This window comes from Chryseobacterium candidae (assembly GCF_004916905.1).
Classification (GTDB): Bacteria; Bacteroidota; Bacteroidia; order Flavobacteriales; family Weeksellaceae; genus Chryseobacterium; species Chryseobacterium candidae.
In genome coordinates this window covers 56977-70163 of record NZ_SDLV01000053.1, presented here as the reverse complement: position 1 = coordinate 70163, position 13187 = coordinate 56977, and the positions used below count along the sequence as shown (strand labels likewise).

Annotated in this window: 7 protein-coding genes and 1 CRISPR repeat array; of the genes, 3 read left to right on the top strand and 4 right to left on the bottom strand. The window is 32.8% G+C overall.

The genetic code is table 11. The features are described from left to right. Positions 1–75: 75 nt before the first annotated feature. Positions 76–584: direct repeats of the CRISPR family, unit length 47 nt; unit sequence GTTGTGAATTGCTTTCAAAAATTATTATCTTCGTGATGAGTCACAGC. Positions 585–641: 57 nt separating this feature from the next. The 3 genes from cas2 to cas9 all read right to left on the bottom strand — a co-directional run bounded on the left by cas2 (position 642) and on the right by cas9 (position 6249). Continuing rightward, entirely contained in the window at positions 642–980 is a 339-nt protein-coding gene (cas2, locus tag EK417_RS19105) for a CRISPR-associated endonuclease Cas2 (protein ID WP_007842732.1), read from the bottom strand. 144 nt (positions 981–1124) lie between these two features. Next, complete coding sequence (gene cas1 / locus EK417_RS19100) at positions 1125–2018, bottom strand: type II CRISPR-associated endonuclease Cas1 (RefSeq protein ID WP_136523065.1); 894 nt, start codon at positions 2016–2018, stop codon at positions 1125–1127. Positions 2019–2028: 10 nt separating this feature from the next. Continuing rightward, the gene (cas9, locus tag EK417_RS19095) at positions 2029–6249 is read right to left on the bottom strand and encodes a type II CRISPR RNA-guided endonuclease Cas9 (protein ID WP_136523066.1); all 4221 of its coding nucleotides are present in this window, start codon (positions 6247–6249) and stop codon (positions 2029–2031) included. Between the two features lie 740 nt (positions 6250–6989). Here cas9 and EK417_RS19090 point away from each other — a divergent pair. After that, on the top strand, positions 6990–9113 hold the full coding sequence (locus tag EK417_RS19090) for a Tex family protein (protein WP_136523064.1): 2124 nt from the start codon (positions 6990–6992) through the stop codon (positions 9111–9113). A gap of 44 nt (positions 9114–9157) precedes the next feature. Next, the gene (locus EK417_RS19085; RefSeq protein ID WP_168802035.1) at positions 9158–9808 is read left to right on the top strand and encodes an HAD family hydrolase; all 651 of its coding nucleotides are present in this window, start codon (positions 9158–9160) and stop codon (positions 9806–9808) included. 75 nt (positions 9809–9883) lie between these two features. Here the strand turns inward: EK417_RS19085 and EK417_RS19080 are convergent, their stop codons facing one another. Further along, a complete protein-coding gene (locus tag EK417_RS19080; protein WP_076597512.1) occupies positions 9884–11224 on the bottom strand; it encodes a LuxR C-terminal-related transcriptional regulator in 1341 nt (446 codons plus the stop codon). Positions 11225–12268: 1044 nt separating this feature from the next. Here EK417_RS19080 and EK417_RS19075 point away from each other — a divergent pair. Continuing rightward, positions 12269–12706 carry a transposase gene (locus EK417_RS19075; RefSeq protein WP_076597511.1) on the top strand — a complete coding sequence of 146 codons (438 nt, stop codon included), beginning with the start codon at positions 12269–12271 and terminating at the stop codon, positions 12704–12706. The last annotated feature ends 481 nt before the right edge of the window (positions 12707–13187 follow it).

Genomic DNA, 13187 nt, shown 5'->3' with positions numbered 1-13187 from the left:
TGTGAATTGCTTTCAAAAATTATTATCTTCGTGATGAGTCACAGCGCGAATTATATTGTAAAAAACGGCGAAAGGGTTGTGAATTGCTTTCAAAAATTATTATCTTCGTGATGAGTCACAGCTCTTTTCAAACAAATAAATTTTAACATCATGTTGTGAATTGCTTTCAAAAATTATTATCTTCGTGATGAGTCACAGCCCTAACAAACCAAGAATTAACGCGACTTTTGTTGTGAATTGCTTTCAAAAATTATTATCTTCGTGATGAGTCACAGCGGGATCAATACAGATAAAATGATCATTATCGTTGTGAATTGCTTTCAAAAATTATTATCTTCGTGATGAGTCACAGCAAAACAAACCTCAAACATTGAGCCGGTCTAGTTGTGAATTGCTTTCAAAAATTATTATCTTCGTGATGAGTCACAGCAATTATAAGGTTAATGAGACTTTTCCATCAGTTGTGAATTGCTTTCAAAAATTATTATCTTCGTGATGAGTCACAGCTGGGTTGCTATAAATAATTGACAATTATTGGTTGTGAATTGCTTTCAAAAATTATTATCTTCGTGATGAGTCACAGCCTCAAAAAATAATCTACTGAAAACCAGTAGATTATTTTTATTTTTAGAAATTAAAATTTAGAATAATTCAAGCTGCTGGAAAGTTGGTGGCGGCTCTTCTTTATTTCTGGCAAAAAAGATCTCGATGTCTCCAAACTGTTTATCTGTAATGCACATGATGGCCACTTTCCCGGCTTTTGGAAGCATAAATTTTACCCTCTTAATATGAACTTCAGCATTTTCACGGCTTGGACAGTGGCGTACATACATTGAAAACTGAAATAACGTAAAGCCGTCATCAATTAATGCCTTCCGAAAGCGGTTCGCATCTTTCATATTCGCTTTCGTTTCGGTCGGGAGGTCATATAATACTAAAACCCACATAATTCGGTATGCATTAAACCTTTCGGCGTTCATTTTTGGTGACTATTGTTTGTTTATCGTAACGTTTGCAGCCCGACCTGAGTGGAGCTCTTTTTGCAGATTTTGGTGCTGGAAAAATGCGGTTGGAAATCTGCAAAAAAGCGGGAACGGAGGGCGGATAAAGCTGCCATAAAAAAATTAAATCAATTCCGGATAGAAAATCAGTCGCTTTTCTCCTGTATAGCATTTGTAAAGCGAAGAAGCGGTTGTTTTTACAGCAACCAGCAACGGTCTTGTTTTGTCATCAATACGCACATCTTTGGTCGCAATCTGGAGAATATGCGCTTTAAATTCTTTTGTCAGTTCTTCGGTATCCGGATGAATCTTCAGCCATTGCATCACGAGTAGATCAACAAACGGACGGTAAGGTTCCATTAAATCATCGGCAAGGCAATACGGATTGTATTTATTTTTATGAAAAATGCCGAGAACCGGCAACAGTCCGGTTTCTACGATGGCTCTTGCGACAACGCTTCTGAGCACGGCATATCCAAAATTGAAAAACTGATTGGGTGAATCTCCGAAACGCTGCCTCAAAAAGTCCAGACTGATGAGGTATTTCCAGTAATGCTGCGCTGCAATTCCTTCCATATTCGTAATGTCGCCGGATTTTACGTTTCTCTGATATTCAATCATCGGTTCATAGTAATTCCCCAGTTTCATCAGAACATTTTTCTGGTTTTCGATCTTACATTCCACGGTCTGCTTCCAAAGCTGTTTCTTCAACGGTTCGCTCGCTTCAAGCTGATCCTTCACTCTGTCAGAATGTTCGGTATGACCATACAGCGGAAGCATTATTCCGTGCGGTAAATGATGGGCATCACAACTCACCACCACGACATTATTACCCATCATTTTCTGAATCAGATGGTGCGAAATAGTAATCTGATAATGATCCAGCATCAATAATCCCAAATCTTCCACAGGGACACTCCCCTTTTCCGTTTTGGTTTCCGGGCAGAGGATTTTCATCTGCTCGTCTTTGAGCTTAAGGTAAGCGGGATTGCCGATGTAGATGGAACGGGTGATCATATCTTAGAATTTAATATTCTCCTACCTGAACTATTTTTCCCAAGTGATTCAAACGAACTTTTAAAATACCTTTTAATCCGTTCAATCCTTCTCTTCTCCAAGTGATGCCTTTCAATGCAGAATTATCTTCAACTGTTGTTTCTAAATGATGTCTAAAGAAATAATCTTTAATTGTGAATTTCTGTACTCTAAAAAGATTTTTAGAAATCAAACTCAGATTCTTTTCATCAAATAAATCATTTTCTTTAGGATCAAAATCTTCTGATGGAAATAAAAACATTTCATTCTGCTTCATTGTAAATAAAAATTTCCAACCTAACTCAGAATTATATTCTTTATCAATAACAGGTAAGTTCTGATTCACTCTTTCAACGGCTTCATAAAAACTCACAACTTTCTCCTGTAGGTTTCCATTTTCATCTTCATAAATTGCAACGTGATGATTATTTCCTGTACTGACGAAATCAACAGCTATCCTTTGACCGTTTTCATCTAAAATATACTTTCCTAAGTGATCTTTTTTGTAATGTAGAGCTTCGGCATTATTAATTCCTGTAATAGTAACCGTCTTTATTGAAATTCCTTTTGATTTGTTAAGCCAAATCGGATTTTTTTCCAAATCAGAAAAGGCTTCTTTAGAGTTTCCGTTAAATTCTTTTAATCTTTCGGTTAGAATATCCCGAACTCCTTTATCAATAACTTTTTCAATATTTTTAAAATCTTTAAAATTATCGGGATTAACAACTTTTCTGATGGTATAACCTGTTTCATACCAAGCTAAAGTTACCGTTTCAGGTAATTGCTCCGTTTTTTCAGCATTAAGAAATATTGAATTTTTAGAAATAACATTTTTTCCGGTGAATGCTTTTTTAGAATCTCCGCCAAACTCCTGTAACCTGTTCAGTAAAGCATTCCTGTATTTCTCATTCTGAACTTTCTGAATTGTTTCTGCATCAAATTTTCCTGATATTTTTTCTTCTTTTATTTTAAGAAATTTTGAACTTCCGTAAATCGTTTCTTTATGTAGCTGACCTCTTGGAGTCAGTTCAGTTTTTGCAACTACACTTCCCTTTTTCTTAATTTTATTAATGTTTTGGGTAACTACTTTATTTTTAGCCTTATGTGAAATTAATATTTCATCTAAATACTTTTTAGCTTCTGCTCTAAAATTTTTAATAGGCTCTTTGAATCTTCTTTCCTTTGACCCGTTTTTCTTTTCAATGACTTCTGTAATTAAATTTTCGATACCAAAAATATTTTGATGCTCTTTATGCTTTTCATCTTTTCTCGCATTTAAATAATTCAAATACTGAATGTGATTAAGGGTAGTGAAAGCAACCGTTAAGGCATCCATTGCGTGATGACGGTGGTCATTTCTTTTTGTCCAGTCTATAATTCTCTGTTTCTCCTCTCCTTTTGAATTAATAACTATTTCTGTAAGACCTAATTTTCTGTATTTTTCCAAATTAAGCTCTTTCATTGTGTTGACGAGATTCCAATCCTCACGAAGTTTATCCGTTATTCTACCTGATGTTGGGATTACAGCATTTGTGATTCCAAAAAGTATTTCCTTCGATTTTTTGGCAATATATTGTGTGTTTCGCAAATCTCTTTCAATAAAACCCTCTCCTATTTCAGATCCTTTCTTCTGTAGTTTTTCATATTTTGCTTTGGTAATTGATCCTTTGTCATACAGATCTTTTATGATATTGAGGAATTTTTCTAATTTTTCTTTTCCTTCAATCTCAAGATAATCGAAAGCCGTAAAATTTCCTTTTTTAAGATTAGCACTTCTCGGAACTAAAACTTTATTGGAGAAACTGTCATCAAAAAATCGGGATTGCGGAATAATGTGATCGATATCGTATTTATCTGTAAATAAATTTTCTCTTTCAATTTTCACATCGGTGTATAAATCTTTAAAACCATTATTTGCTAATTCTAAGTATAATTTATATCGGATAATATCATTTCTTGAAGGACTTTTTATACCAAATTCCCTTTGCAAAACTTCTGCATATTTCTGGTGTTGTATGGTAGCTTTGTTAATCTCAGAAGTCATCGTAGCGCGTTCTTCGGCATTAAGTTTGAGTTCTCGAGCCAATTCAATTCTTATTTCATCAAATTTGAAATATTTAACAATCTGTCCTTCTTTATCTTTTTCACTATATTCATCAATTAAAGAGTTCACAAGATTAATCATTTGATTTAAAATCTTTTCGACTACTGGATTTCGTAAAGAATTTTTGGGAAGAATATCCAATTTCTCTTTTAAAATTCGGTTCTCCAGTTGCTCTTTGGTCAATGAATTTTTAGAGTGATTGTATCCCGCATAATTACAGGCTATGCTATATTTATGTTCTTTAATATATGGATAGATCTTTCGCATTGCTTTAGAACTCAGACTTCCATAATCCTGCGGAAAACCAATTTCAGCTATTATTTTGGAATGTTCTTTTTTGAACCCGATTTTTTTTTGCAGTAACTCATAAAGTTTTTCGTTCCCTGAAGGAGAATCATCGCCTTCATAAGAATACAGTAAATGCCACAGTTGATAAGAAGCCTGTTTTTCAAAATCATTTCCTTCCAACTCCGGATTAAAATCCAGAACAGAAGTATCAATTCCTAATCCTGAAAACTTTTCTCTGACAAATAATTTTATAATTTCTGCAGAAGCATTTACTTTAGAAACTTTAATTTCGTCATCAATGGTCAATTTAAATTCTTTTGGGAATTCTATTCCTTCACTGGCAATAATCTTTAGAAAAGCAGTATATAAATTTTCATTAGTATAATTTCCTTCAATATCTTTGAAATTAGTTTTCCATTCTTTTCCTGAATATCCAACAAGATCTAAAACATCTTTTGCAGAAAGTTTTCCTTTTATATTGACTTCATCAAAAATAGATTGCTTAAAATCTAAATCTATTGGGAATATTTCCTTTGTATCTACATTTTGAAATTGTAAATTATTCAGAACCTGCCAGATTTTAAATTCCTGAAACAACGGAGAGGATTTCGGTGCCACTTTTAGCCCAACTGTTTTCTTTTTTGTTTTTCCATTTTCTTTTACTTCAATTTCCCTGTTTTCAAACTCACAGATACTGATTAAACCTTTCTGTGATTTGAGCTTCCTTTGATAGAAAATAATAATATCCCGAATCTCCTGCTTTAATTCTTTCGTTAGTTCTTTATAATATTTTGATTGAGTTTCCCATATCTTCTCAAATTCATCTAAGTAATCCTGTCTGTAGAAAACCTGATTTTTAAGCTTTGTATGAGGGTTTTCTTTCAACTGCTGAAATAAATATTCTCCAACCGTTTGATTATGAAAATAAAGCTCTTTACTTCTATCACTTATTGCACCAAGATAACCGCTGGAATTATTTAAATTGCTATTAATCTCCTGAAATACAACAGCTAGGCTTTCAAAATCCAATTGTTTTTTCACCGCTTCGCTTCTCCAAAAGTATCTTTCTGCTTTTTTCTCCTGCATCGTCCCGGTCTGCTTGATACCTACAAGAGAAAATGGAATCTCCAATTCTTTCCAGGTTGCATTTCTATTCTTACCCCGAAGTCTTTCATAAAGTTCATTGGTGAAAATTTCAGGATTGAATTGTTTCTGAAAATCCCAGATTTTATCAAGTTCTGCCTGTAAATCTGAACGGTAAAAATCAGGCAGTTGTTTTTTACCCTGTTGTAAAAGTTGATGTGAATATTCTCCGGGTGTTAAATTCTCTTCATACAATTTTTTGGCAACAGCCATTCCGTCTACAATCTGTCCTTCGTCTTCATTTTTAGCTTTACGGCTGCTTTTATACCCCCTTTTTTTATTAATAAGAAGCAAAACTCTGGAAAATTCTGAAAGTTCTATTTTTTCATTTGCAGCCTTTGCTCTTAGTTCCTGAGTTTGAAATGTTGAATTTTTGCCAGCTTCGGCAAGTAAGTCGAATTCTTTAAGAATATTATTTTTCTTTAGAACATCTATAAGATTTGACCTTCTAAGTTTAAATCTTTGAAGATTTCTTCTCGCACTTCTGGCTAAAGTTCTTCCGGCATTGGTTGTGATCGGTTTTCCTTTTTCAAAATTCAACTGTTCATCAACAGTTAAGGGATTTACGCGAACTCCTAATTTTATGATTTTATTGTTTTCAGCGTTTTTAGAATCTTCCTGAACATAAGCCCAACCAATAGATGAAACTCCCAAGTCCAGTCCAAGTATATTTCTAATCATAAGTATCCGTTTTTTTAAAGTAAATAAAAATAGAAAGAAAAAAAATATAAAAAATGAGGTTTTCCGTAAATCAACTAAAAAATATTTCTTCTATATTTGTATCAATAATTTTGAAAGCAATTCACAATAAGGATTATTCCGTTGTGAAAACATTCAAGGCGGGGCAACTCGCCTTTTTCCGTTTTATTAATAGCAATAAAACTCAATATTCAACAAATCATACAATTTTAGTATATTTGCAAAACAATTAGGCAGTTAAAAAACTGCCCAATTGAAATGTTTTTATTTACGCTTTTTGCAATAAAAACAGAAAGGCTTAGATAGATGAACTATCTTTTTGCTTCGCCAATGCTTAAATGAACGAAAGCAAATAAGATTTTTTAAATCCATTTTAATCAATTTAAAAAATTAAACATTTAATTCTAAGTTACAATCCCTTTGATGTTGCAGCATCAAGGGATTTTTCGTTTTATCCATCTCCAAACTTATGGAGGTTATCAATCTTAAAAATTTGAAAGCAATTCACAACCGATTCAATCAACCTAATGAAGTAAGTTATTGAATCATGTAAATTCTAATTGCAAATATAAACAAATTAATTATATATACAACATTAGGTTATTGAATCGTAAACGGAGTTAATATAAATAATAAATTAAACATCATATGTATTAAATTATATAAATTCCACTTTATTTTCATCCAAAACCTTATTTTAGCTATCCGAAAACAGAACAATGACGATCGTAGAATTTATACAGAGACAGCTGAATATTTCAGAAAAGAGCATCAACAATACGTTACAATTATTAGCAGAAGACTGTACTATTCCTTTTATTTCCCGTTATCGAAAAGACAAAACCGGAAATCTTGATGAAATACAGATTGAACAGATCTCAAAGATCAGTAAGCAATTTGAAGAAATTATTAAGAGAAAGGAATCTATTTTAAAATCAATAGAAGAACAGAATGCATTAACTCCTGAACTTCAGCAGAGAATAGAAGAAAGCTTTGAGATTCAGGAGCTGGAAGACCTTTATCTGCCTTTCAAGAAGCGTAAGAAAACCAAAGCGGATGCTGCCAAGGAAAAAGGGCTGGAACCTTTAGCCAAAATTATTATGAGCCAGAAAACCAATGACATTCAGTTTTTGGCCTCAAAATATATTAACAATGAAGTTAATTCAGAAGAAGAAGCACTACAGGGAGCGAGAGACATTATGGCAGAATGGATCAATGAAAACATGTATGTCCGCAAGAACCTTCGCAGACTATTTCAGCGCAAAGCAGTAATTACCTCTAAGGTGGTAAAAGCTAAAAAAGACGAGGAAGAAGCACAGAAATTCTCCCAATATTTTGAGTGGGAAGAAAGCCTTGGCAGAACACCCTCTCACAGACTTCTCGCCATGCTGAGAGCAGAAGCAGAAGGTTTTGTAAAAACAAATGTAGGCATAGACAAAGAAGAGGCGATTGATTTTATTGAAAAAGCGATAATCAAATCCAATAACGAAAGTTCGGAGCAGATTGCACTGGCAATAAAAGACAGCTACAAGAGACTTCTGGAACCTGCAATTTCCAATGAAGCCCTGCAGGAAGCCAAAGAAAAAGCAGACAAAAAAGCGATTGAAATTTTCTCTGAGAACTTAAGCCAGCTCCTTCTTGCCCCACCTTTAGGAGAAAAAAGAATCCTGGCAATAGATCCCGGCTACCGCAGCGGATGTAAGGTAGTGTGCCTGGATGAAAAGGGAGACTTACTGCACAACGAAACCCTCTACCCCCACGCTCCACAGAATGAAAGCGGAATGGCTATGAAAAAAATCCGGTCCATGGTCAATGCTTATAATATTGAAGCTATTTCTATTGGTAACGGAACAGCAAGCCGAGAAACAGAATTCTTTATCAAAAAAATTGCATTTGATAAACCTTTGCAGGTTTTTGTAGTCTCAGAAGCTGGAGCATCAGTCTATTCTGCAAGTAAAATTGCAAGAGATGAGTTTCCTTCGTATGACGTAACGGTACGCGGAGCAGTTTCTATCGGAAGAAGACTTTCTGATCCTCTGGCTGAATTAGTAAAGATTGACGCCAAATCTATTGGTGTCGGACAATATCAGCATGATGTAGATCAGACTCAGCTGAAAAATGAGCTGGATTCTACGGTGATGAAATGTGTAAACTCAGTGGGAATTAATTTAAATACCGCCAGTAAGTCACTTTTAAGCTATGTTTCAGGAATCGGAGAGAAAATGGCAGAGAACATTGTGAATTACCGTACTGAAAACGGCGCATTTGAAGACAGAAAACAGCTTAAAAAAGTTCCAAGACTTGGAGAAAAAGCCTTCCAGCAAGCCGCTGCTTTTGTAAGAATATCTAATGCCCAAAACCCGTTGGACAACTCTGCTGTACACCCCGAAGCTTATGGAGTGGTTGAGAAAATGGCAAAAGATTTAGGTATTAAAACCAATGAACTGATAGCCAACAAAGAAAAAATAGCCTTGGTAAAACCAGAGAACTACATTACAGGCGAAATCGGAATTTTAGGAATTAAAGATATTTTAAAAGAACTTGAGAAGCCAGGACTGGACCCAAGAAAGGCGGCAAAAGTATTTGAGTTCGATCCGAATGTTAAAAGCATCAAAGATCTAAAAGCAGGAATGATCCTTCCGGGAATTGTCAATAATATTACCGCTTTTGGGTGCTTTGTAGATCTTGGAATTAAAGAAAGCGGACTGGTTCATATTTCCCAGCTAAAAGACGGTTTTGTATCCGATGTCAATGAAGTGGTAAAACTTCATCAGCATGTTCGCGTAAAGGTTACAGAAGTGGATGAAGCAAGAAAAAGAGTACAACTGAGCATGATTATATAGTTTTTAACCTTTATATACTTACATTAATCCAATCAACTATCATTTTGAAAACAAAGAATCTAATCTTCGATCTGGATGGAACATTATGGGATTCCAGAGCTACGATCATCAAAATATGGAATGAAATATTGGGTAAACATCAGCTGATCAAAAAAGCCCTGAAACCCGAAGATATGAATCAGTATATGGGATTATTAGCGCATGATATTGTAAAAGATATTATTCCCGGTATTTCGGATCTGCAAGCCAGGAAAATCCTTTCTGAAATTGTAGCAGAAGAAAATAAAACACTTCACCTGGAAGGCGGAATCTTATATGATGGTGTGGAAGAAACTTTAAAGAGTCTGTCCAGCACCTGTTCACTTTTCATCGTAAGCAACTGTCAGGATGGTTATATTGAATCATTTTTAGAGTATTATCAATTCAATGATCTGTTTGTTGATTTTGAGTCTCACGGACGAACCCAAAAAAATAAATCTGAAAACATACGGCTTCTCATGGAAAGAAATCAATTATCCACTGAAAACTCAGTATACATTGGTGATACTCAAACCGATTATGATTCAGCTAATTCCAATGGACTGCCATTCATTTTCTGTAAATATGGTTTTGGAAAGCTCACTAACCCCTTGTATGAACTAACAATTACTAACTTTTCAGAGCTGAAATTTCAAATTTCTGACATTACAAAATAAAAAGCTTCTCTTTAAGGAAGCTTTTATTTTCAAACAACTGTCTCGTCTAAAAGTCTCGTCAAAATCTCCAAAATATTATTTGGAATTCAGACCTTGTAAAAAAAAGTAAATATCCACATCGGATGGAATATTTAATTTTTTCCGTAATCTGTTTTTCTTTGTTTGTACCGATCTGTGCTGCATAAAACTATATTGAGCGATTTCTTTAGAAGATAAACCCAATTGTATCATGGCACAAAAAGAAAGTTCGTTTATTGATAGATTTGAATTAATTTCAAAAAGCCTTTCAACGAACTCAGGATAAAAACTTTGATATTCATTAAAAAATAAAGGATCATTTTTCTTGGCTAAGGACATCAGCCTTTCATCATTAGCAGACATTTTTTTTATTAAGAATTCTGTCTCCAATTCTTTTTCCTCTATTATTCTGTGTTTTTTGGCAATTCTTTTACGATAGAAAAAATAGACAATCACAAGAGTACCTAATAATGCAAAAACGATTACATTGTATATAATGATGGAATGCTGTTTTTCTATATCATCTTTCTCCTTTTCCTGAGTCATCTTATCAACAGAAGTATTTATTGATTCATCCCAAACCTTTTCCAGACTATCATTTAATTTAGTATATTTCTCCAGATAATACTTTTCTTTTGAGCTGTTGTTTAATTCTTTATAGGTCTTAGCGATAGCTTGGTATAATACGGGAACCTGATAAATTCTTTGGGTTTTTTTGAGTATTTCTACTGATTTAATATAATAGTCTAATGCCGAAGTATAATCCTGTTTTTCAAATAAGAAATTCCCATAATAGAAATAAGTAAGAGCTCTCTGAGGATCCCAGTACTCTCTTTGTTTTAAAAGAGAAAACGCTCTGTTAAAATACATTTGTGCCGAATCCTCATTTTTAGCAAAAAGCAGATAGTGATTAGCAATCGTGGAATTGATCACCGGCGTAGGTTTTATCTCTGAAGCTTTATGTAAATAGATTAACGAAGAATCAATTGAATTGGTTTCTCTTAAAAAGTCAGCCCTGTTTGCATAAACCACTGATAAAATTTCTCGATCGCGCTTATTCTTTATTTGTTTACCATAATAAATTGATTTTGAATTATACTTAATTGCTTTTTTATAAAGACCTATCACATAATTGGCCTGACCGTACTCCTGATATAATTTTGTATGCAGATAATAATCATCAACTCCTTCGAGATTTTCTTCAGCAATATTCAGATATTGGAATGCTTTCTCATACATTCCAACGGTAGCATAAATATTACCCAAATTAATATATGAAAGTACTTCTCCTTTTACATAATCCTGCTTTTTACTGATATTGCAAAATTTATTATTAAGGTTAATCAATTCTTTCTTTCTACCGCTTACCCTTAAATCCTCATTAACTTTTATCAGCATACTGTCTATATATTGAGGAGTATATGTCTGAGAATAGAGTAAATTAGAAAATGACAGGTATATCAGGCATATTAGGATGCTTAGCAATATTTTCGAAAATTGATTAAGCTTTAGTGTTTGCATAGTAAATTTTATAATAAGTTTCTAAAGTGACAAAAAGTGACATCAATACTTAAAAACAACTTAACAGGATATGTATAATAAATTTTTCAAATCAACTACACATTACAATTCTGTTTCCATAAAATTATAAAAAAACACCGATATAATTGAAAATTTTCATTAATTCCAATTAAACCAAAAAGCATTATCACTGAAAACACAATACAATAATCAATTAATCAATTAAAACATCACCAATAATATTTCCAAAACAATAACAGATTAAAAAATCACAGAATTTCATTTATATGGAATAAATTCATTGAAGTACTATACAACCCTAACAAACCTAATGTTTCTCAATCAAAAAAAATTTTCATTACACAGATGTCCTGTTATTAAATTTAAAAATCGATGATGTACTTTTGATGTATAAATAATTTTACATGGTTGTAATATTAGATATAAATTCAAATTAAGAAAGTTTATTGACTCATTTGCTATATAAAAACAAAAGCACGTCATTGGATTGAGAATTTAACTAAGCTTTACCTCTTACCACAAAGTAAATTCCTTTAATATTTTAATAACAAAATCAGTTTTCATTTTTGATTTTATAGAGATCTATACTACTGATCAAACTTGCGGCTCCCGTTTCTTGGGAATTTTTTTGATCCTACATGTATGATATAAAGTGATGTACTTATGTTGTATGACGATTTTAGTAGAAGAAAATAATCAGTGCTAAATTTGAACAAAAATGATAAAAAATTTTATTTGTTATTATTTCTTCTCAAATAGGAATTAATATCATCTGTTTGCTATGTAGTGAAAACATTCACTATAATTCAGACGCTTTTTTGTCATCAACCAAACGAAAATAAGTCTCAAGACTTTACTTTTTTTGCGAGAATAAATTTTAATCATATAATACTTTTTATTTTGAACTTTAAAAAAATACATATTGGTAGTACTATTAAAGCTAAGTTTCAGGAAGAAGCATTAGACATGCAGAGAGTATGTAATTTTATGAAATGTACCGAATCTGAAATTGAACAAATGTTCCTTGAAGAAGATCTTACAACGGACAAATTATTGAGGTGGAGCAAACTGTTAGAATATGATTTTTTCCGAGCCTACTCACAGCACCTCATACTCTTTTCTCCTCCGAAAAAGGATATTTCCGCTAATACTTCTCATAAAAAAAGATCTTCCTTGCCCGAGTTTAGGAAAAATATCTACACTAAGGAAATCATAGAATTTATCCTGGAACAAATTGAAACCGGAAAAAAAACGAAGCTAGAAATAATAAATGATTATAAAATCCCAAAAACTACACTCTATAAATGGATAGCAAAATATACAGATAAAAATAGATGAGGTATCAATTTATATTTTGTATGGTTATAATTAGTTTTATTGTGCAATACTCTATTTTAAAATAATATTCAATAAATATGTGAAAAATAGAGTATTTTTAGTTAGAAGCTAAAATAAAACTATGGAACACTATAATCCGCTATTTTGGCCTTTTTTATAGGAAATGAGATGTTAATTCCAAGTTGGGAAGATATCTATTCCAAAGAAATGATTACACCTACCCTGATTTGTTATTCTCCGCCCAATCATCAGAGATGATTTTAAAGAAAAATAAGCATTACGATCCACCCAATAACATATACATCAAATGTACAGCACAATGAAACACACGTATTTTCAAGTAAATAACTCTGTTTTGCCTTTTGGGAGCTAATTAACCCGTACGGGTAACAGATTTCTGTATTTTTTACCATTCAACAAAAGCTGTATACATGATGTATCCAAAACATTGGAGTATATAGAATAGAAAATATACTTTTAC

What these genes read in the sequence shown, in the direction of transcription:
- EK417_RS19080 (WP_076597512.1), bottom strand. Translation starts at nt 11,224, where the DNA reads ATGCTGATAAAAGTTAATGAGGATTTAAGGGTAAGCGGTAGAAAGAAA.
- cas2 (WP_007842732.1), bottom strand. Translation starts at nt 980, where the DNA reads ATGAACGCCGAAAGGTTTAATGCATACCGAATTATGTGGGTTTTAGTA.
- cas1 (WP_136523065.1), bottom strand. Translation starts at nt 2,018, where the DNA reads ATGATCACCCGTTCCATCTACATCGGCAATCCCGCTTACCTTAAGCTC.
- EK417_RS19090 (WP_136523064.1), top strand. Translation starts at nt 6,990, where the DNA reads ATGACGATCGTAGAATTTATACAGAGACAGCTGAATATTTCAGAAAAG.